The 20,301-nt window shown below is 50.5% G+C and carries 14 protein-coding genes and 1 pseudogene; 9 read left to right on the top strand and 6 right to left on the bottom strand.

The annotated features are described in order from the left end of the window. Window positions 1-1,007 precede the first annotated feature (1,007 nt). Entirely contained in the window at window positions 1,008-1,775 is a 768-nt protein-coding gene (aqpZ, locus tag HJG54_RS06050) for an aquaporin Z (RefSeq protein WP_036002809.1), read from the top strand. Between the two features lie 249 nt (window positions 1,776-2,024). On the opposite strand, the gene HJG54_RS06045 is transcribed toward aqpZ, so the two are convergent. Next, window positions 2,025-2,516, bottom strand: a complete 492-nt coding sequence (locus HJG54_RS06045; protein ID WP_316433921.1) for a hypothetical protein — start codon at window positions 2,514-2,516, stop codon at window positions 2,025-2,027. Between the two features lie 336 nt (window positions 2,517-2,852). Next, complete coding sequence (locus HJG54_RS06040) at window positions 2,853-3,071, bottom strand: DUF4278 domain-containing protein (protein ID WP_036002802.1); 219 nt, start codon at window positions 3,069-3,071, stop codon at window positions 2,853-2,855. Window positions 3,072-3,504: 433 nt separating this feature from the next. Between HJG54_RS06040 and HJG54_RS06035 the strand changes: the two genes are divergently transcribed. The 3 genes from HJG54_RS06035 to HJG54_RS06025 all read left to right on the top strand — a co-directional run bounded on the left by HJG54_RS06035 (window position 3,505) and on the right by HJG54_RS06025 (window position 10,471). Continuing rightward, a complete protein-coding gene (locus tag HJG54_RS06035) occupies window positions 3,505-5,742 on the top strand; it encodes an AAA-like domain-containing protein (protein ID WP_316433920.1) in 2,238 nt (745 codons plus the stop codon). Continuing rightward, on the top strand, window positions 5,729-9,232 hold the full coding sequence (locus HJG54_RS06030) for an AAA-like domain-containing protein (protein WP_316433919.1): 3,504 nt from the start codon (window positions 5,729-5,731) through the stop codon (window positions 9,230-9,232). The genes HJG54_RS06035 and HJG54_RS06030 overlap by 14 nt, the downstream gene beginning before the upstream one ends. Window positions 9,233-9,394: 162 nt before the next feature. Further along, the gene (locus HJG54_RS06025; RefSeq protein WP_316433917.1) at window positions 9,395-10,471 is read left to right on the top strand and encodes an ABC transporter substrate-binding protein; all 1,077 of its coding nucleotides are present in this window, start codon (window positions 9,395-9,397) and stop codon (window positions 10,469-10,471) included. Window positions 10,472-10,843: 372 nt separating this feature from the next. On the opposite strand, the pseudogene HJG54_RS35385 reads toward HJG54_RS06025, so the two are convergent. Both HJG54_RS35385 and HJG54_RS06020 read right to left on the bottom strand, forming a co-directional pair. Further along, window positions 10,844-10,963, bottom strand: a pseudogene (locus HJG54_RS35385) (plasmid pRiA4b ORF-3 family protein); the annotation flags it as partial. A gap of 25 nt (window positions 10,964-10,988) precedes the next feature. Continuing rightward, entirely contained in the window at window positions 10,989-11,411 is a 423-nt protein-coding gene (locus tag HJG54_RS06020; RefSeq protein ID WP_316433916.1) for a universal stress protein, read from the bottom strand. Window positions 11,412-11,702: 291 nt separating this feature from the next. Between HJG54_RS06020 and HJG54_RS06015 the strand changes: the two genes are divergently transcribed. After that, window positions 11,703-11,924 (top strand): hypothetical protein, encoded by a 222-nt coding sequence (locus HJG54_RS06015; RefSeq protein ID WP_316433915.1) that lies wholly within the window; start codon window positions 11,703-11,705, stop codon window positions 11,922-11,924. Between the two features lie 25 nt (window positions 11,925-11,949). On the opposite strand, the gene HJG54_RS06010 is transcribed toward HJG54_RS06015, so the two are convergent. Then, window positions 11,950-13,485 carry an alanine/glycine:cation symporter family protein gene (locus HJG54_RS06010; protein ID WP_316433914.1) on the bottom strand — a complete coding sequence of 512 codons (1,536 nt, stop codon included), beginning with the start codon at window positions 13,483-13,485 and terminating at the stop codon, window positions 11,950-11,952. A 452-nt stretch (window positions 13,486-13,937) separates the two neighbouring features. Between HJG54_RS06010 and HJG54_RS06005 the strand changes: the two genes are divergently transcribed. The 4 genes from HJG54_RS06005 to HJG54_RS05990 all read left to right on the top strand — a co-directional run bounded on the left by HJG54_RS06005 (window position 13,938) and on the right by HJG54_RS05990 (window position 19,856). Beyond that, window positions 13,938-14,387 (top strand): hypothetical protein, encoded by a 450-nt coding sequence (locus HJG54_RS06005; RefSeq protein WP_316433912.1) that lies wholly within the window; start codon window positions 13,938-13,940, stop codon window positions 14,385-14,387. A 106-nt stretch (window positions 14,388-14,493) separates the two neighbouring features. Continuing rightward, window positions 14,494-17,250: an ATP-binding protein gene (locus HJG54_RS06000; protein ID WP_316433910.1), complete on the top strand. Its 2,757-nt coding sequence runs from the start codon at window positions 14,494-14,496 to the stop codon at window positions 17,248-17,250. A gap of 1 nt (window position 17,251) precedes the next feature. Continuing rightward, window positions 17,252-17,653: a response regulator gene (locus tag HJG54_RS05995; protein WP_316433909.1), complete on the top strand. Its 402-nt coding sequence runs from the start codon at window positions 17,252-17,254 to the stop codon at window positions 17,651-17,653. After that, complete coding sequence (locus tag HJG54_RS05990; protein ID WP_316433908.1) at window positions 17,646-19,856, top strand: EAL domain-containing protein; 2,211 nt, start codon at window positions 17,646-17,648, stop codon at window positions 19,854-19,856. The genes HJG54_RS05995 and HJG54_RS05990 overlap by 8 nt, the downstream gene beginning before the upstream one ends. Here the strand turns inward: HJG54_RS05990 and HJG54_RS05985 are convergent. Further along, the gene (locus HJG54_RS05985) at window positions 19,835-20,173 is read right to left on the bottom strand and encodes a hypothetical protein (RefSeq protein WP_316433907.1); all 339 of its coding nucleotides are present in this window, start codon (window positions 20,171-20,173) and stop codon (window positions 19,835-19,837) included. The two genes, HJG54_RS05990 and HJG54_RS05985, sit on opposite strands and share 22 nt — an antisense overlap. Window positions 20,174-20,301: the final 128 nt, after the last annotated feature.

The following is a 20,301-nucleotide window of genomic DNA, read 5'->3' as shown; positions in this document are numbered from 1 at the left end:
TTCTGCAAAGAATCTGATCTGGCCGACCATTCGGGTAACAGTCCGAAAATTGCAGCGGATATGGTCAGCACTAAGAAAATTACTAACCTGTTTAACCTCACAGGAATCACCTTCTTAAGCACCCTACAATTCAGCTGGAAATACTGTTGGAAGCTTTGAGTAGTTTAGGGAACCTGTTCCCCCAGAATCACCGAAGGGTGAAGCAGAGGGAACAGGAATACAGTTCTGACTTGGTTCTGTCTGATTAGGCTTCCTCGCTTCAAAGCATAGGGGGAATCCACAAAGCAGAACATCCGCCATGCTAGTGATCTAGCTCAAACTAAAAATTTGCAAAAATTCAGCCATTTTTTGCCGTGAGATTGCGCGTCATGGCGCTTGACAGGAACAGGGAATCATGTACTGGAAAAGCGAATGAATGGAATGAATCGGCAGGTGCTTGAGTTTTAGTACTCATCTTAGTACTCATCTATGATGTTTCAACCGCTAGCTGGGTTCCCAGGCTGGTTCCCAGGTTGGTTCCTGGCCTGACTTTTGAATCAGTTTCTGAATCAGTTTCTGAATCGGTTTCTGAGTGAGTTTCTGGGCAGGTTGCCAAGCGAGTATCAGCCTCAATTTAGCCTCCAGCCGGTGCTTTGCCCCAAGCTTGACTACTACTTGACTACTAGCGGATCGGCATTTACTGGAATCTACTTGATCGTTGTTTCCCTGATTCAGCGGATCTGAAGCAAAACTTAATTTTGCATTTCCTAAAATGCGGATTGACTCCTGCCAAATGTGAAAGCACAATGTGGGGTGGCTGTAACTTGACTGTAACTTTGAGGTGCATCCTCTTATTCAACATACATTCGGCATAACGATCCTAATTAAATGATGAAATTTCAGGTTGTAGAGCGATCAAAGTTCTATAATTTTGAACTCACAACCTGAATTTACAGCCAGTTTGGGCTGCTGCATGAGTTGAGTCGAATAGTTAGCTGCAATTAGCTGTTAATTAAGGAGTTCTATAGATGCCACTGACGAAACGTTGCCTTGCCGAATTTATCGGCACCTTCTGGCTTGTTCTGGGCGGTTGCGGTAGTGCTGTCCTTGCCGCGGCTTTTCCCTACGACGCTAGGTTTCCAGAAACGTCCAACTTCTTTGGTCTCGGTTTTCTTGGGGTTTCCTTGGCGTTTGGTCTCACGGTTTTAACAATGGCCTATGCTATCGGCCACATCTCTGGTTGCCACCTCAACCCAGCGGTTTCCTTTGGCCTCTGGGCTGGTAAGCGGTTCCCGGCTTCTGAGTTGCTGCCTTACATTGTGGCTCAAGTACTAGGTGCGCTTGTAGCTGGTGGTGTTATCTACATTATTGCCTCGGGTCGGGATGGCTTTGCCCTAACTGGTTCCAACCCGCTGGCTACTAATGGGTTTGGGGTGCATTCACCGGGTGGCTATGGGCTGTTTGCCTGCTTCTTAGCCGAGGTGGTGCTGACGTTTATTTTCCTGTTGGTAATTATGGGTGCAACTGACACACGAGCGCCGGCAGGGTTCGCACCAATTGCGATTGGTATGTGTTTGACGTTGATTCACTTGATCAGCATTCCGGTAACCAATACTTCGGTGAATCCGGCTCGTAGTACGGGTGTAGCTATATTTGCTGGACCAGAGCTGTTTAGCCAGGTGTGGTTATTCTGGTTGGCTCCTATCCTAGGGGCTATTTTGGCTGGTTTAGCCTACTCGACGGTGTTTAGTGAGCCGACGGTGGGTGAAGTGAATCGCATTGAAGAGACCGTTTAGGGTGCAATAGCACTTCATCTTGGTTGAACAAGATCAATACATTTGAATGATGCTACGGTGGGGATTGGGCCTGGAAAAGCCAGTTTTGCTCGATCCCCACTTTTTACTTTTTACTTTTTAGTTGTTATTGTTATTAGTCTTATTAGTCATTTATCGATTTATTGGCCCATTGGTTCAATGAATCATGGGTTCGTTAACCATAATTTGTTGGCCATTAAAAGACCATTAAAAGACCATTGAAAATCACATCTACGCCTCTGCAAACTGACTGACAAAATCTTGTAAAGGTTTTAGCAAATCCTGAACACGGGCATTGGACGATGTAATGCCACGGTTATCTGTAATTGTGCAGTGCTCCCACCAGTCTGGTTCACATTCCCATAACCAGTGCAGCAGCGTGTGGTAGAGGCTACCCAGAGCAATCTGCTGTTCGCTTAGCAGGTTGTGTTGAATCGCTAAACAACAAACTCTCAAGTACATGGTGACTCTGAGAAAATGGGGCATGCGAGAAGTTTGCAGTTTGCGCTTGGCATAGTTGAGAAGCTGACGAATAGTTTGCGCTTCTAGCGGAGAGGTCAAGCTAGCCTCGGTGGCCGGCCAGATCGGAGCAGCATCTGAATCAGCACCAGACTGGGATAACACATCCTCGGCTTTGAAATGCATCAGCAGATGGTCGATCCAGCGGGGCAAATCTTCGTAAAGGAGCACAACAAGCTCGCAATCAGGGTTAATTAAGGACATGGTTTGTCACTCCAATCACTAGGGTGCAACAAAGCCGATTCATAGGTTGGCAACTTCAATCACTAAATAACTTCGATTTGCTGTTTAAGAACTAGTTTTAGGAAATCAGAGCTTACGCACAGTTCTCTAAAGCAGCTGAAACACTAGCTAAGAATGGCCTGGGCAATTTGCTAGTCCTGTTTGAGTGAACTGAACTCATAGAACTGGAAAATTACTAGGTGGTTCTTAAGCGTTGTGCCAGAGAGCTATGAGAACTCGGCTTCCTCGACCGGGGGGGCTTAGAGAGGAATTCCTTGGCGTAAGCCCTGAAAGCCTTTAATTACCGATAGCTACTGCTTACGCTAGAGCCGAAATCAGCTCGGCTGGACCATGAGCCACAGGCTGGTAGTAGGCACCACGATATCTTAAGTTCACCGTCTTTTGAGACGACAACGGCATCCGGTAGTGCTGAATTTTCGAAGTGGTTCCCCGGTAAGTGCCTACGGTCACAGCAGTGATTTCAGGCAAAACAACCGAAGCTGGAGAATAGCTGATACCGCGATAAGTGAGTTTCATGTCGATCTAGTAGGGGGGCTAAAGAACTACTGGTAGTTTCCCTTACCTGCCCGATTAGAACAATCGCAGTTTAGGGAGTTAAGTCCAAACTTTAGAAATTGCAGGGCTACATGGCCAAACTTGCTGCGGGCTGGGTGCGGGCTGGGCATTAACCGGGTATTAACTGGACATTAACTGGGCGCTACAAGTTTATTGACCAAATCACCGAATCAATAACCAGTTTGTCCAAAATCAATCTAAAATCAGAAGACGTCCTCTTATCTCCGAATTAGCCTCCCTTAACTTCGGATTTTTTCTGAAGTTAGGCCTAAACAACAGTTGAAGTGGATCAAAAGGGTGTCAAGCTAAACTTGGGTGCCTTGGTTGAGTTCGCTGTTTGGATGAGTTTTTCGGTTCGTTCTCTGGCTGAGTTTCTGAGTCTGACAATGGGCCAATGCAAGTAAATCGACCGCTCCACAGACGCCGACGTGGTGTTGTCCTGACATCTCAAGGGTTAGAGAGGCTGCTAGCGGCTAAACTGTCGGCAGAAATTGCCGAAAACGCGGGCAGTCGCTACACATTGGAAAACTTGAGTGAGCGCACAGGGCTGTCGGTTGATACGCTGGTGAGAGTGCTGAAGTGCGAGTTGGGTGTAGATCGTGAAACGTTAAAATCTTGCTTCCGGGCCTTTCAACTCACCTTAGAGTCAGAAGACTACGCCCGCCCCCAGATACCTGAGGAAGAAACCAGTTCGTCTCAGATTGTAGAACCAGAACTGCCAGGAGGGCAAGTCTCGCTAGGGTCAATTTCCTACATCGAGCGCCCACCCATTGAAACAAACTGTTACAAATTGATTGCCCAACCAGGTGCGCTGGTCCGAATTCGAGCACCCCGGCAGATGGGCAAGACCTCGCTGATTGCCAGAATTTTGCAGCACGCGGAAACCTTGGGCTACCGCACCCTCTCCCTAAGCTTTCAGCTTGCCCACAAAGAAGTGTTCCAGGATTTAGACCAGTTGTTGCGCTGGCTCTGTATTAACGTCACGCTGGGGCTACAGCTTCCTAACCAGCTTTCAGACTACTGGGACGACACCCTTGGCAGTAAGCTCAGCAGCAAGATCTATTTTGAGCAATACCTGCTGCCCCACAGCCCCCAGCCAATGGTTTTAAGCCTGGATGAACTCGATCAGATTTTTCTCAATCCAGACTTGACGATCGAGTTTTTGGGCCTGCTACGCACCTGGCATGAAGCGGCTAAACGGCGAGAAGATTGGAAAAAATTGCGCCTGATTATCGCCTACTCATCCGAGGTGCTTTTGCCGACTAATTTGAATCAATCACCGCTGAATGTGGGCTTGTCGGTTGAGCTGAAGCCATTTACAACCGAGCAGGTGCAGCAGTTGGTCCAGCGCTATGACTTGACATGGACTCCGCTCCAGGTCGAACAGCTCACAACCTTACTGGGAGGGCATCCCTACCTGGTACAAACAGCCCTCTACCAAATTTGGCGACAAGAAACGAGCTTGGAGCAACTGCTGCAAACCCCCCTTAACCAGTTCGAAATCTTCAGTGACTATCAGCCCTACCTCTCCCAAGCACCGGTTGTCTCGGCGGCAAAGCCGCCCAGTTCTGTTCTCTTAGCCCGTCTATCTGAAGATCAAGCCCTAGCAGGGCCGGAACTGCCTGAAGGTTCGGTGAAACTTGGCTCTCTGTTTTACGTTGAGCGACCGATTGAGCCGCGCTGCTACCAAACCATTGCCAAGCCAGGAGCACTGATTCGCATCAAGGCACCCCGGCAAATGGGCAAAACCTCGTTGATGACGCGAATTGTCGATCACGCCAGCAAGCTGGGCTATGGCACGGTACGGCTGAACCTGCGCCAGGCCGAAGACAATGCCCTCAGCAGTCTGGATCGGTTTTTGCGCTGGTTTTGTGCCTGCATTAGCCAGAAGCTGCACCGTCCGGCCCAACTAGACCACTATTGGGAGCAGGATCGAGGCAGCATCTTTAACTGTACCACCTATGTGCAAGACCATCTGCTGGAAACGCTGGACAGTCCCCTGGTGTTGGCGCTGGATGAAGTCGATTGTGTATTTGTCTTACCGGAGATTGCTCAAGGCTTCTTTTCGATGCTGCGCCTCTGGCATGAGGAAGCCAAAACTATCGAGCTGTGGGAGCAATTGCGCCTTGTGGTAGCTCACTCCACCGAAGATTATGGCAGGTTAAATATCAACCAATCGCCCTTTAATGTGGGCTTGCCGGTCGAGCTGGGAGAATTCACTGCTGCCGAGGTAGGATCGCTGGTGTCAGCCCATCAGTTGGTTTGGCAACCAGCCCAGATCGAGCAACTCATGGCGGTGGTCGGCGGTCATCCTTACCTAATTCGTTTGGCGCTTTATCAGATCTGTCAGGGGTTGCCGCTCGATCAACTGCTGGCCGAAGCTACTACAAATACAGGCATCTATGAAGACCACCTACGCCGCCACTGGGTCACGCTAAACCAACAGCCACAGCTTGCAGAAGCGTTTCACCAAGTAGTAACCGCTATGCAGCCAATTCGCTTATCGATTACGCATGTTTATAAACTCTATAGTATGGGTCTGATTACACGGCAGGGAGATTCTGTTGTGCCTCGCTGTGAACTGTATCGGCAATACTTCCAAGAACGGCTTGATCCCTATGCTAAGCGATGATTACTATCAGGTTGGTGGCTCTCTGGAATACCAGCATCCTACCTATGTGGAGCGGCAGGCGGATCACGATCTGTTTCACCACTTAAAAGATGGGCACTATTGTTATGTGCTAAATTCGCGGCAGATGGGAAAATCGAGCCTGCGGGTCCAAGTGATGAAACGCCTCAAACAGGCTGGAGTTCGGTGTGGATCGATTGATATCACGGGTATTGGCAGTAATGTAACACCAGCAGAATGGTATGGTGCAATTGTTTCAGAACTGCTGCGGGGATTTGGACTAAGCAGAAAAGTTGATTTTAGAACTTGGTGGCGAGAACAGGAGGTTCTATCTCCGATTCAACGGCTGAAGGAATTTATTGAGAATATACTACTGCAAGAATTCTCTCAGCCAGTTGTTGTCTTTATCGACGAGATCGATAGCATTCTCAAGATTTCCTTTAAAGATGATTTCTTTGCCTTTATTCGTGCCTGCTATAACCATCGAGTTGATGATCCAATCTATAAGCGATTGACGTTTTGCTTACTCGGTGTGGCAACACCCTCTAACTTAATTCAGAACAAAGAACAGACACCTTTTAATATTGGTGAAGCTATTGATCTGTTTGGGATTGAGTTAGAACCAGCCAAAGCAGCGCTCTTACCTGGGTTGGTTAATTATGCAGAGCATCCAGAGCGAGTCTTAGCTGAAATTCTTGCCTGGACTGATGGACAACCGTTTCTGACCCAAAAGGTTTGTCGCCTGGTGCAAACGCTGACCAGCCCCATCGCCAGTGGGGAAGAACCCGACCAAATTGCTCAGTTAATTCGGCAGCGAGTTTTGGATAATTGGGAAGCACAAGATGAACCCGAACATTTGCGGACGATTCGTGACCGTGTCTTGCGCAATCCTAACCAAGCCGGACAGTTGCTCGGACTGTATCAACAGGTGCTAGATCAAACTGCTATTGATGACCCAAATGCTGGACTTGTAGCCGATGGCAGTGCTGAACAAATGGAGCTGCGTCTGACCGGGTTAGTGGTCAACCACAAAGGTAAATTGCGCGTTCATAATCGCATCTACGCTGAAGTATTCAATTGCGCCTGGGTAGAGCAAGCCCTAGCCGATCTGCGTCCCTATGCCCTAGCCCTCAACCATTGGATTGCTTCGGCAGAGCAAGATCAATCCTGCCTGCTGCGGGGGCAAGCCCTCCTCAATGCACAGTCCTGGGCTGCAAACAAATACCTCAGCAGCCAGGACTACCGCTTTCTTGCGGCCAGTCAGGAATTAGCCAAACAGGAAATGCAGCTGTTTCTAGAACAGGAGAAGCAGGCATCCCTAATTTTGACCGCGGCAAATCAGGAAGCAGTTCAACGAATTCGCATCGGTTCCGCAATTCTGGCTGGCTGTTTGGGTTTGGCCGTCTTTGCAGGCATTGTTGCGGCTAGCACGGCCTATCGGCAGCGAGAAGCCCGGACCGGCACCCGCTTAGAGCAGGCAGGAATCAGCGCATTGCAGCAGTTCGAGTTTGAGCAAATTGAGGCGTTGCTGTCGGCCATGCAGACCGGGCAAGAGCTGAAGGCCCTAGTCAAGGATAACCGCCCGCTACACCGCTATCCGGCTACCAGTCCTCTGTTTGCTTTGCAGTCGATTTTGGATCGAATTCGAGAAAAAAACCAGCTTTTGGGCCATCAGGGCCGTGTGTTGAGCGTTAGCTTTAGTCCCGATGGTTCGCTGTTCGCCAGTGTCGGCCAAGACCAGACGGTGCGGCTGTGGAACCGGGATCAAACCTTGATAGCTGAGCTAAAGGGACATACCGGCTGGATCAAGAGCGTCAGCTTTAGCCCCGACAGTCAACGGATTGCCACTGCCGGATTTGATGGTGCCCGGCTCTGGGATCGGACGGGTCGGTTGATTGCCTCCATGCAGCAACACCGGGGAGCTGTGATGGCTGTGACGTTCAGTCCCGATGGGCAGCGGATCGTCACCGTGGGCCAAGACCGCACCATTCGGCTATGGAATCGGGCAGGGCGACAGCTCAAAGTTTGGCAAGGGCATCAAAGCGAAATTCATGCAGTTAGCTACAGTCCAGATGGCAAACTTCTGGTCACGGCTGGTTTGGATGGAGTGCGGTTCTGGAATCGAGATGGTAAAACTGTTTCTGCCTTTGCCAAATCGCAGCGCTGGATCACAAGCCTCAGCTTTCGTCCCGACGGACAGCTTTTAGCCACAGCTGGCGTCGATGGAGTGGATGTATGGACTCGCTCAGGCCAGAAAGTCACCCAGTTTAGGCGGCACCAAGGCAAGGTGAATCAGGTTCAGTTCAGCCCCGATGGGTTGGCCTTGGCAAGCGTGGGGGATGATGGCGTGCTACGTCTATGGAGCGATACGGGCGAACCGCTGGCAGACTTTAGGGGCCATCAAGGTCGGGTCAACAGCGTCAGCTTTAGTTCCGATGGTTTAATGCTGGCGAGTGCAGGCAACGACGGGACACTACGACTTTGGGAACGTTTTAGAGTACCGCTGCGAGAATTTGGTGGACAGCAAAACCAAATTTACAGCATTCGTTTTAGCCCTGATGGCAATATGCTAGCCACCGCTGGTCAAAACCGCACCGTGCGCCTGTGGACTCGACGCGGTAAGCCGCTCGCTGTGTTTACCGGACTGCAAGGCAGAGCCTTGAGCGTCAGTTTTGATCCGACCGGTCAACTGTTGGCCGCAGGTGGATTTGAGGACACGGTGCGAATTTGGCAATTAAATGGGCAACTGGTGCGCGAACTCAAAGGCCACCAAGGCGGTGTCTTTAGCATCAGTTTTAGCTCTAATGGAAAGCTGTTGGCTGTCGGCAGTGAGTCAACCGCCCGCATCTGGGAACGAGACGGGACACCGCTGCTCGTGCTCGAAGGTCACCAAGGGCGGGTCAAAAGCATCCACTTCAGCCCAGATGATCAGTTGCTGCTGACCACAGGTTCCGACGGCACCGTGCGGTTGTGGAATCGGGCAGGTAAATCCCTGAAAGTCTTAGAACAACAAGCCGGTGCGGTTTATGATGCTCGGTTTAGCCCCGATGGTAAACAGTTTGCCACAACTGGTACCGAGGGCACCGTGCAGCTATGGGACCGAAGCGGCAACCTGCTGCGGCAGCTCAAAGGCCATGCCGGTATTGTTCACCAAGTAGACTTTAGCCCCGACGGTCAACTGATCGCTACCGCTGGGGCAGACGGTACCGTACGGCTGTGGAATCAAGCTGGCACACTGCTGGCCGAGTATCGCAGTGAAGCAGGAGCCATGTTTAGCCTCAGCTTTAGTGCCGATGGCCGCACTCTAGCCACAACCGGTGCCGATGGCATGGTCCGCCTCTGGGCCGTTGAAGACCTCGATCAGCTATTGCACCAGGGCTGTCAATGGTTAACCACCTATCTGCGAACTCACGCTAATACTCCTGAACTATGTGCTCAGGAGCCAGGAGTCAAGAGTCAGAAGGCAAAAGACAGGAGCCAGAATTCTCCCTAACTTCTGCCTCTCCTACGAGTGAGACGAACAAATTGATTCCCTCACCTGGAGTTCACCTTATATCTACCAACCAGAGCACTTTACAGTCAACACTCCCTACTCCCTACCCCCTACCCCCTACTCCCTACTCCCTACTCCCTACTCACCCCTCACCCCTCACCCATGAAACGCCGCCTCTTCCTGCTAATCCTCTGCCTCACCGTAGCCCTCTCAATCGTCGGCCTGCCGCAACTCCAGGCTCAGCAGCTCGCGGTTACGGAACTCAACATCTACAACTGGGATACCTACATTGCTCCAGAAGTCTTGGAAGAATTTCAACAGCAATATCGCGTCAAGATTAATTACGATACCTACGGCAGTAACGAAGAAATGTACGCTCGTGTCAAAGCTAGAGATACTAACTATGATCTGATTTTTCCGGCTGATTACATGATTCAGATGATGGCAACTGAAGGGCTGCTGCAACCGCTTGATGCTAGGCAGATTCCCAACCTGAAGCACATCGATCCCAATTTCCTCAATTCGGATTACGATCCGGGCAATCGTTACAGTGTGCCGTACCAGTGGGGAACACTTGGCATCGGCTATAACTTGGAAACAACAGGTAAGGAAATCGATAGTTGGACGGCTATGTTTATGCCCCAATATGCGGGCCGAATCGCCTGGATGGACGATACGCGCTACACCATTGGTGCCGTGCTGCTGTTTCTGGGATATGACCCCAACACAGAGAAAGTTGAAGAAATCAATCAAGCTAGAGATTTTTTGATCAAACAGAAAGATACCATCGCTGCCTTTGCGGATGACATTGGCCAATCGTTGCTGAATCAAGGCGAAGTGGATTTAGCCTTTGAGTGGAGTGGTGACATTTTTCAGGTGATGAAGGAGAACCCAGACCTGCGCTATGCCATTCCCAAAGAAGGCAGCATCATCTGGACTGACAACATGGCAATTCCGGCTCAAGCCCAACATCGGCAGCTCGCAGAGCAATTCATCAATTTCATCCTGGAACCAACGGTTTCGGCCCGCATTTCTAACTTCACCCAGTATGGCTCCCCCAATCGCACGGCGCGGCAGGCTGGCCTGATCACCCCCTCCGATTTAGGCAATCCTGGTATTTATCCTCCGGCAGAGCTGTTTGCTAAACTCAAGCATCTGAAGCATGTGGGTGAGAGCAGCAGGCTTTACGAGGCCGCCTGGGACGCCATCAAAACTAGTAGTCCATCTCCTTCAACCTGAGTCAGCCTGCGAAAAATTTTGCAGACAGGACTCCACATACGCCTGAATTCGCTGCTGATCCATAGCCCGCCATCCTCCAGAGATTTATTGCCCATGATTACACGGGTTTTTCGGCAGATTTCGGAGAATTTAGAAACCCTTTAGCATCGGGGCAATTTCCAATTTGAGCAATCAGCTTGCGATACAACGAACTTTGCGAAATGGTGGAGCAGTCGGCGGCATCAGCCTATGCATTAGCATGTATTGCTTGACGCTGAGAATAGATTTCTTCCAGCAGCAGATCCCGAAGTTGATCAGCAATATCGTCGGGAGGATTGCCAGCCAGCGCCCGTCCAATTAAGCGCTCTGCCTCTCAAAAGCGCCCAGAATTCCTCAATCTATATACTGAGGCGGGCTAGCCCCGATGCGTTCGGTGATGCGAGGATACTCAACCTCTGGCTGGGGTGCCGTAATTGCTGACACCTGGACCTGATGCCACCAAGCATCACCAACATCAAACCAATAGCCCTAGTCAAAACTAACGCACGACCAGCACCGAGCAAGACGCATGGCGCACAATATATTCAGTGATAGAGCCAAACAGAAAGCTCAACCCTCGCTCTTCATGAGCTGGCATTACAATTAAATCGATATCGTTGGCCTTGGCGTAGTTGATAATTTCCCGATCTGGGTTGCCAATTACCACGTTAATTTGGGCACTAGCGTATCCGGCACTAGTCAGCTTTTCTTGCAGAGCTGCTTCTACCTTTTGTTCCCGGCTTTCGTCTGTTACTGTATTCCAGACCACGGCTGGATCAGTAGGATGCAGCATCGGTAAAACATGGAAAACATGTAATTGGTTGGCTGCCTCAACCATCTCACGCGCCACAGCCAACGCTGCAAACGACTGCTCTGAGAAATCAATCGGGACCATTACTTTATTTTTTTTTAACCAGCTCATTGCTTGCCTCCAGAATAAAGCGTATTTGGTATTGCAAAGGCTGCAAGGGAATCTGTACTGAATCAAATTATGGCCAACTGCATCTACTCGAATTCGCTGCTTCAGCGCACTCTAGAAGTAGAGCCAAGCGAAACTATTCAAAACCCCATGCTTCCAAGCGGTATGACCCAAGGGATGCTCTTAGCAATTTTGCTCATACATTCTATGAACGCCATGCTTTGATCACCCCTGGGAAACTTCTTAGATTGGGAAGTAGCAGGCCATCAATTATCCCACCCTTACGAGGTTACTATGACACGTCTTCCTTTAGATCACGTAGAACATGCTGTAGAAACTCACGGTTCAACTTGGCCAGTTCGGTCCTTAGGTAAACGGCTGATTCAGGCAGTTAGAACCTTCTGGCGCTTCAGTCAGTTCTATGGCGAGTATCAGTCCACCCCACCTTGGGAACGTCATGCCAAGCTAGCACAGATGGGCAATCATGCGGCTCAGCCATCGAAACCCTTGCAGTAGTCCTTGTTGCCCTGTCAATGTTGCCCTATCGATTCGCGCCAATCTCAACCGCCTGTTGTTCCGCATAGGTCGGCATTTGGCCAGAGGTCAACCGATGCCAGTAGTCCTTCAGGTCAGCAGCGACTTCGTTAGAGAGAATATAGCAGCCAATCAGGTTGGGAATTGCCATCGAGAAGAACATCATATCGCTGAAATCAATTACGGTTGATAGGCTAGCGATTGGTCCTAAGAACGTAAAGAAGAGATAGATCAACTTAAACAGAATCAGGCGACGCGGACCAAACAGATAGGTCCAAGCCTGTACACCATAATAGCTCCAAGACAAAATCGTCGAGAAGGCAAACAAAAAGACGGCAATACTCAAAACCACGGGGAACCAGCCAATCACCGAGCCAAAGGCTTGAGTGGTCAGAGCTACGCCACCCAGTTCCGAATTGGTGTTCTGATACACGCCCGTCAGGACAATCACAATCGCCGTCAGGTTACAGATGCAAATCGTGTCAATGAATGGCTCCAGCAAGGCCACAATACCTTCTCGCACGGGTTCATCGGTTCGAGCAGCGGCATGGGCAGTTGCTGCCGAGCCGGCTCCGGCCTCATTGGAGAATGTAGCTCGGCGGATTCCTTGCACCATTGTGCCAACAATCCCACCTGCTACGGCTGTCGGCGCAAACGCTTCTCGGATTACCGTGCCAATGGCTCCAGGTACTTCGGATAGATTGGCCAAAATAATCCACAGACAGGCCGCCGCATAGATCAGCGCCATTGCGGGTACCAGCTTTTCGGCCACGGCTCCAATTCGGCGAATCCCACCCAAAATCACGATGCCCGACAGGATCGCTAGCCCAATGCCAAACAGCCAGTTGGGTAGACCTGGAATCAGGTTGGTTATTGCTGCGTAAGCTTGGTTTGACTGGAACATGTTGGGTGCCCCCAAGCTGGCCGGAATCGTCACTAGGGCAAACAGCACGGCCAATCCCCGTCCCATCGAACCCAACCCCTTATTCAATAGACCTCTGGTCAAATAATAGGCTGGACCGCCCAGCACGGTGCCATCTTCTAGGACGCGACGGTATTTCACGCCCAGCGTGCATTCCACAAACTTGGTCGTCATACCAAATAAGCCCGACAGGGTCAGCCAAAACATTGCCCCCGGACCGCCGAGCTGAATCGCGACCGCCACCCCGGCAATGTTACCTAGACCGACCGTTCCCGACAGGGCTGCCGATAGGGCTTGAAAGTGGGAAACTTCACCCGCATCATGGGGGTCATCGTATTTTCCTCGCACCACATCAATCGCATGTTTGAAGGCTCGGAAATTAATGAATCCCATCCGAAATGTGAAATAGATTCCAGCTGCAATCAGCCACAGCACAATTAACGGAAAGCCATTTTCGCCGCCAATTGGAAAGAAGAAAATGCCGGACAGCACTGTTACAATTTGGGCGAAGCCGTTATTCAGTGAATCTAAGAATCCACCTGATGAATTTGCTTCTGGCTGTTGTGCCAACGCCCGGATTGGAATCAGCAAGAAAAAGCCAATCAACAGTGCTGCAGTCACTCCGCTGCTTGCTCGTCTTTTCCCTGAGTGTTGAATTGGATATTCTTCCCTGAGGTGGATGCCGGTTTTTTGCTGAGAAATACTATCACCTGTTTTTGTTACTTTCTTCATGACAACTGCATTGAAACAATTGAACCATTGCCTATTTTGTAAAGGTAGAAGAGTTTGAGTCAATAGAATGTAGCAAATGCATAAATTTTTCGATTTCTTATAACGCTACACAAGCAAAACCTGTTGGCGTGGGTACGCGACCGAGCTGACAGCTTAGTAGGTCAATTGGGCTGATATTACTGGGCTGATATTACTGGGCTGATATTACTGGGCTGATATTACAGCGATATATTCAGAAGGACCACTGCCATTGACAACCCCCACTGGGGCAACTCACCCGCCTGGATCGGCGAGATTATGACAAGATCAAAAAGATGATTCACTGTGTTTAGTACGAATTGATGGCTTCAGCAAATTCATCACTAGATTCTTCCTTTCAGCGGCTGCGGGAGTTCCGAGGCGTTCTGTTGCGTCTGCACAAGGCGTTGCTGCATTCGGAGCGGGCAGTTTACGAGCAATTCTATGGCCGTATTCCATCCAGCGGAGAATTTTTTCGGCTGGTGATTGAGCATGATTGGTTTAGCTGGTTGCGCCCGATGTCGCAGTTCATTGTCGAAATTGATGATGCCTTGAGTGCCAAGGAGCCAATCACTCTGGGCCAAGTGGAGGCGCTATTGGCAAAGGCCCGCACTATGCTCCAACCCTGCGAAACCGGCTCATCTCTAGAAAAACGCTACTATCGAGCCATTCAGCGCGATCCTGACATTGCTCTGATGCATGCTGAAGCGACTCGCCTGCTGGCCTCTCCAGACGCTGATAGTAATAATGCGACTGGCGACTCGGTTCAGTAAATTCCACAGTTGGCTCGATTAAGCCCTCCTCAATCAACCGTGAAACTGATGAAAACGCCGATTTCCCTGCCTGAGGTCTGAGATAGGCTCGGAGGAAACAATTTCGGTGATTAACATCAGTTTTTATATGCGCTTACAGCAATTTAGCCGCTTTGCTAAACCGTTTCAGCAGTTTTTAGCCAAATCTGACCTGCGAACGGTACTAGTCGTGCCGTTTGTACTGCAAATTGCTGGCACGGTAGGTTTAGTGGGCTACTTGTCGTTCCGCAATGGCCAGCAGGCGGTGAATGATCTGGCCAATCAGCTGTTGGGGCAGGTGGGCAATCGGGTTGAGCAGCACCTCGATCAATTTTTGGCCACACCAACCGAAATTAATCAAACTAACCTCGATGCAATTGAATTGGGTGTATTGGAGCTAGACAATTTTGAGCAGCTTGGGCAGTTGTTCTGGAAGCAGATGCAGATATTCGATGTGGGGTATATCAACTATGCCAATCAAGCCGGTGAGTTTATTGGCGTTGAGCGTCTAGAGAACAACCAGTTTCTGATCAACGAGACCCGCAAGCCGTCTCTAAACACGATGACGATTTACCAGACGGATCGTGAAGGCAATCGGGTTGGGGGCAAGGTGATAGATGCGCCAGACCCAGTTCAATCAGAAGGGTGGTATGCGGCTGCGGCATCGGCTGGGCGTCCGGTTTGGAGCCAAATTTACCAATGGAACGATAAGCCAGAAGTGCTGTCAATTTCCTCTAGCTACCCGGTCTATGGCCGTAACCAGGTTCTGATCGGCGTGATTGGCGTTGATTTGCTGCTATCGGGCATCAGCGAATTTTTGCGCACCCTACGAGTTAGTCCGTCGGCTCGGATTTTTGTGATCGAGCGGGATGGTTCCCTCGTGGCAACCAGCAGCAAGCAACCCGCCTATCAAGTGGCAGATGGCGAAGCTAAACGCCTCAGTGCCTTAGACAGTTCGGATCCGCTAATTCAGGGGGTTGCCCAGCATTTACACCAAAAGTTTGGACAGTTTGCGGCAATTCACCAATCCCAGCAGCTAGAGTTTCAGGTTAATCAAGAGCGGCAGTTTATTCAGGTGACGCCGTGGCGCGATGCGCTTGGATTGGATTGGCTGGTGGTGATCGCCGTGCCGGAAGGGGATTTTATGACGCAGATCGAGCAAAATACCCGCCTGACGATTGCCCTCTGGGGGGTTGCCTTTGTCCTGTCGGTAGCCATTGGTATGTTTACCGCCCGCTGGGTCACGGGTCCAATTCTGCGACTGAATCAGGCCGCCAAAGCCATCGCCGCAGGCGATCTCGATCAAACCATTGAGGTGAGGCATACCGAAGAGTTACGGGAACTCTCGACCTCGTTTAACCAAATGGCTGGCCAACTGCGTGCTTCCTTTGCCGCCCTCGAATCTACCAATCGCGACTTGGAGCAGCGGGTTCAAGAGCGTACTGCCTCATTGGCTGCGGCGGAAGCCGAACTGCGTGGCCTGTTTGAAGCCATGACCGAACTGATTTTTGTCCTAGATCGTCAGGGGCGCTACCTCAAAATTACTGCTCCCTACCCAGAGTCGGTTTATCCGTCTAGGGAGGCACTGCTCGGCAAAACGGTTCACGAGGTATTTGCCGCTGACTTTGCAGATCAAGTAACGCGCCATGTGCAAACCGTACTGGATGAGCAGCGACCCCACCAAGTGGAATATAGCCTTCCCATCGCTGAGCAGGAAGCCTGGTTTGCTGCGAACATTTCGCCAATTTCCAGCGAAACTGTGATTTGGGTGGCGCGGGATATCAGTGAACAAAAGCAAGCCGAGGCCGCCCTGCGCACCAAAAATGAAGAGCTAACCCAAACGCTGCAACAGTTGCAGGCCACTCAAGACGAGTTGGTGCAGTCGGAAAAAATGGCCGCCCTCGGACAGCTCGTGGCTGGTATTGCCCACGAAATCAATACCCCCCTTGGCGCAATCCAGGCATCGATTAGCAACATTTCTGGGGCACTAGACCAGGCGATGCAGCAGTTGCCCCACCTGTTTCAAGTCCTTCCCCCGGAGCGTTTGGCCGATTTCTTCCAGCTTTTGCAAATGGCTCAGCCCCCGCGAGAGCCGCTGTCATTTCGGGAAGAACGCCAGTTGCGTCGTGCCCTCAAGCAGGTTCTGGCTGCTCGTGCCATTCCCGAAGCTGATAAACTAGCCGATTTGCTCAGCAAAATGAACCTTGCTCCCGAAGCGTTAGAAGCTGAGCCTTTGCTACCGCTGCTGCAATTATCAAATCACCGCTTTGTCTTGGAAACGGCCTATCAGCTTTCGGTGGTGCAAAACAATAGCCAAAATATTATGCTGGCTGTGGAGCGAGCGGCCAAAATCGTGTTTGCTTTGAAGAACTATGCTCGCTACGATGCATCCGGCCAAATGGTGGAAGCGCTAGTCATCGATGGCATTGATACGGTATTGACGCTATATCACAATCAGCTCAAACGAGGTGTGGAAGTGCGGAAACACTATGCCACCGTTCCCAAAATTCTCTGCTATCCCGAAGAGCTGACCCAGGTATGGTCGAACCTAATTCATAACGCGCTACAAGCAATGGACTATCAAGGCAGGCTCACTATCACCGTAACTGAACAAAACCAGCATGTAGTGGTGCAGATTACCGATTCGGGTAGCGGCATTCCTCCTGAAATTCGCGATCGCATCTTCGAACCGTTTTTCACCACTAAACCTGTTGGTGAAGGCAGCGGTTTGGGGCTAGATATTGTGCGGCGCATTGTTGCTAAGCATCACGGCAACGTTGAGTTAGAAAGTGAACCTGGGCATACTACCTTTAGCGTGTGGTTACCGATGTGGCAGGCTGAGTGAAATGTCCGACCAAGCTATTTTATGTGTAGATGATGAGCGAATTGTTCTGTTAAGTTTGCGGGATCAAATTCTGAAACATTTTGGTGATCGATATCGGTATGAATTTGCCGAAACAGTTGATGAAGCTTGGGAAGTCATTGAAGAGTTGAGCCTAGAGCAAATTAGAATTTTGATTATTGTTTCTGACTGGCTCATGCCCGGTATGCGTGGAGATGAATTCTTGATCAAAGTACACCAGCGGTTTCCTAAAATTGTCACGGTTTTGCTGTCAGGACAGGTCGATGAAGCAGCAATCGAAAATGCCCGTCAATTTGCCAACCTTCACGCCTACATTCCCAAACCGTGGGATGAAGCCACACTAATTGGTATCATCCGATCGGGTTTGGAGCAAGTCGATGAGTAAAGGCACAATCGTTTGCGTAGATGATGAGCGACTGGTCTTGCTCAGCTTGCGTGACCAACTCACTCGTTTGATTGGAGACGACTACGAAATCGAGCTAGCTGAAAGTGGTGAAGAAGCGCTGGAGCTGTTTAGTGAACTGACTGCTGCCGCAATTGAAATTCCGCTGATTCTCTGCGATCAAATCATGCCAGGCATGGCGGGCGATGAGCTGCTGATTCGACTGCACGCCCAATATCCCAAAACGCTGAAAATTTTGCTAACCGGCCAAACCCACCTCGAAGCTGTAGTCAATGTGATTAATTCGGCTAGCCTGTACCGCTATGTCTGCAAACCCTGGGACGAAACTGACCTGCGCCTGACGGTACGTGAGGCTCTACGCCGCTACACTCAAGACAAACAATTGCTGGAACAGCATGCAGCTCTACTGCAAAGTGAACGACGGCTGCGGCAATTCCTGGAAGCGATTCCGGTGGCGGTAGGAGTACATGACCGCCGGGGGCAAACCTACTACACAAACCAACGGGCACGCGACCTGTTGGGCAACGACCTGCTGCCGGGAACCTCCCCAGACTTGCCCTACTCCACCTACATTGCTGGCTCCCAGCAGTCCTATCCGCTAGAGCAGCTGCCGGGCATACGGGCCTTACAAGGTGAAAACTCCAGCGTTGACAATATTGAAATTGAACGAGACGCGCAGCGAATTCCGCTGGAGGTATCTGGTACGCCAATCCGCGATAGTCAAAACGAAGTCATCTATGCCATCGTTGCCTTTCAAGACATTAGCGAGCGAAAACAGGCAGAAGAAAAACTGCGCTACGGTGCTTATCACGATGCCCTGACCGGATTACCGAATCGGGTGGCCTTCATGTCGGCGCTAGAAACGGCCATTACCCAGGCCAAGCATGACCCAGGCTGCCGATTTGCGGTGTTTTTACTGGATTTGGACTCATTCAAGCTGATCAACGACAGTTTGGGCCATGAGCAGGGCGACCATTTATTGAAGGCGGTAGCCCAGCGGTTGCGCAATTGTTTGACCGCTGGCTCTGTGAGCCGTGCGGAGCACAATCAAGCTGTACTGGCCCGGTTCGGCGGCGATGAATTTACCATTTTGCTCAAAAATATCCAGGATTTAGCCGACGCGATTCAGGTAGCCGACCGGATTCTGACGGCCATGAGCCAAACCTTTAAGCTGGAAGACTACGAGGTTTTCCTCAATACCAGTATTGGCATCGTGTTAAACAAGAGCGGTTCCGAGCAGTTTGATTTTTCTGATCAAACAGCCGTAGATTTTCTTCGCAATGCCGATATCGCGATGTATCGAGCTAAAGCTGAAGGCAAGTCGCGCTACTCGGTATTTGACACCGTGATGCATGCACAGGTGGTGCAACGGCTGCATCTGGAGACCGATCTGCGGCTGGCCATCGAACGACAAGAGCTACAGCTTTACTATCAGCCGATTCTAGCCACCGCTACCCACGAAATTATTGGCTTTGAGGCACTGCTGCGCTGGCACCACCCCACCAGAGGCATGATCGCGCCTGCCGAATTTATCCCAATTGCTGAAGAAACCGGGCTGATTATTCCGCTGGGCCGCTGGATTCTCTGGGAAGCCTGTCACCAAATGCAGCGCTGGAAAGCAGAGTTTCCCAATAGCGGCTTGCGATACATGAGCGTCAACCTATCCGGACGCGAGTTGCTTCAGCCCGATATTACTGACCGCATTACCCAGATTCTGGCAGAAACAGGGCTAGAACCTCATCACCTGAAGCTAGAAGTTACCGAAAGCTCCCTGATCACAAATACCGAAGTGGCTGGCGATCGGTTAAAGCAGCTCAGTGCTACTGGTATCAAACTCAGCCTCGATGATTTTGGTACCGGCTATTCTTCACTGAGCTATTTGCACCGCTTTCCGGTGAATCACCTTAAGGTGGACCGCTCCTTTGTCAAAGACCTCTGCGATAACGATGAAAGCCTCAAAATTACTGAATCGATTGTAGTGCTAGCCCATAGTTTGAACATGAAGGTGATCGCTGAAGGAGTAGAACATCAATCCCAACTGGCTCGCCTCCAGCAATTGGGCTGTGAATATGTCCAGGGATATCTATTTTCTCCGGCTATTCCAGCTAATTCTGCAACGGAGATGTTGAAACAGCGATGCGATGTATTACCATCAGGCAAATTTCATTTGTGCAGCTCAGGATAAATGCAAGTCATTTGCTGTTCGTTGACCGTATCATCTGCCCATAGCAACTGCTGTACGTTCCAGGCCAGATCCAAAAGCTGTAATTTTTCTTCCGTAGTTAGGGTTGGAGCATAACTCTCCTGCAACGCCCATTGAATTAATTCCCTCAGATCGGAGCGAGAAACTACACATTCGAGCTGTTCTACGCAGTACCTGTTCTGCCGGTGCCATCGCAACATCTCGACTTCGGATTTGCTCAAACTCAGCAAAAGAAACAGATGTGGAGCCGTCTGCTGATGCACTCTAGCTGGGGGGGTAATTTCAATAGAAGGCCGCATGGTTGATTCCTCCAAAAAGAGGGAGCCAGAGCTGACGGGGATCTATCAGCTCTATGACTTATTTAGGTGCAGCTCAGCCTATTTATGCACTTCATGGCTTGGCTGGTAAGAACGCTGATGATGCAATG

Origin of the sequence: Leptolyngbya sp. NK1-12 (genome assembly GCF_032598965.1) — a bacterium.
Lineage (GTDB): Bacteria > Cyanobacteriota > Cyanobacteriia > Elainellales > Elainellaceae > Elainella.
This window is presented reverse-complemented; position numbering and strand designations above follow the sequence as displayed.

Coding starts and splice junctions, on each gene's coding strand:
- aqpZ (WP_036002809.1), top strand. CDS start 1,008: ATGCCACTGACGAAACGTTGCCTTGCCGAATTTATCGGCACCTTCTGG.
- HJG54_RS06045 (WP_316433921.1), bottom strand. CDS start 2,516: ATGTCCTTAATTAACCCTGATTGCGAGCTTGTTGTGCTCCTTTACGAA.
- HJG54_RS06040 (WP_036002802.1), bottom strand. CDS start 3,071: ATGAAACTCACTTATCGCGGTATCAGCTATTCTCCAGCTTCGGTTGTT.
- HJG54_RS06035 (WP_316433920.1), top strand. CDS start 3,505: ATGCAAGTAAATCGACCGCTCCACAGACGCCGACGTGGTGTTGTCCTG.
- HJG54_RS06030 (WP_316433919.1), top strand. CDS start 5,729: ATGCTAAGCGATGATTACTATCAGGTTGGTGGCTCTCTGGAATACCAG.
- HJG54_RS06025 (WP_316433917.1), top strand. CDS start 9,395: ATGAAACGCCGCCTCTTCCTGCTAATCCTCTGCCTCACCGTAGCCCTC.
- HJG54_RS06020 (WP_316433916.1), bottom strand. CDS start 11,411: ATGAGCTGGTTAAAAAAAAATAAAGTAATGGTCCCGATTGATTTCTCA.
- HJG54_RS06015 (WP_316433915.1), top strand. CDS start 11,703: ATGACACGTCTTCCTTTAGATCACGTAGAACATGCTGTAGAAACTCAC.
- HJG54_RS06005 (WP_316433912.1), top strand. CDS start 13,938: ATGGCTTCAGCAAATTCATCACTAGATTCTTCCTTTCAGCGGCTGCGG.
- HJG54_RS05995 (WP_316433909.1), top strand. CDS start 17,252: ATGTCCGACCAAGCTATTTTATGTGTAGATGATGAGCGAATTGTTCTG.
- HJG54_RS05990 (WP_316433908.1), top strand. CDS start 17,646: ATGAGTAAAGGCACAATCGTTTGCGTAGATGATGAGCGACTGGTCTTG.
- HJG54_RS05985 (WP_316433907.1), bottom strand. CDS start 20,173: ATGCGGCCTTCTATTGAAATTACCCCCCCAGCTAGAGTGCATCAGCAG.